The following is a 570-nucleotide window of genomic DNA, read 5'->3' on the forward strand; positions in this document are numbered from 1 at the left end:
ACCCTGCCCGCAGGTTGTACGGCATCGGGTCAGGTGATTACCTGTATCATTCCAGCCGGTACGGTACCCGGCACCTACAGCTTTACCTATGCGGCAACAGTGGACCAGGCAACAACCGGCTCGGTGAGCAATGCGGTGGTAGCAACGGGCGGCAGCAGCACGGCACCAACCTGTACGACCTGTACGACCACGCATCCGATTGCGCCTGCCACCATTTCGGTGAGCAAGTCATCGAACCCTGTGAGTGGTACTGCGGTTGCGGCAGGCGATACGATTGACTACAGCCTCGAAGCGGTGATTACTACCACGGCCAGCGAATCGGATCTTGTGTTGACCGATACGTTGAGTGCTGGCCAGACACTGGGAACCCTGCCGGCAGGCTGTACGGCATCGGGTCAGGTGATTACCTGCACCATCCCGGCTGGCACGGTTCCTGGCACGTACAGCTTTACCTATGCGGCAACCGTGAATCAGACAGCGGCTGGCTCAGTGAGTAATGCGGTGGTAGCTACAGGCGGCAGCAGCAGCGCACCGACCTGTTCGAGCTGTACGACCACGCATCCAATCACC

General features: G+C 59.6%; 1 protein-coding gene. It reads left to right on the forward strand.

Annotation, left to right across the window (positions count from 1 at the left end; translation table 11 throughout):
• On the forward strand, nucleotides 1-570 hold a 570-nt coding region (locus ACQUTA_RS13095; protein WP_444988710.1), incomplete at both ends, for a hypothetical protein.

It is taken from the genome of Legionella navarrensis, assembly GCF_052527415.1.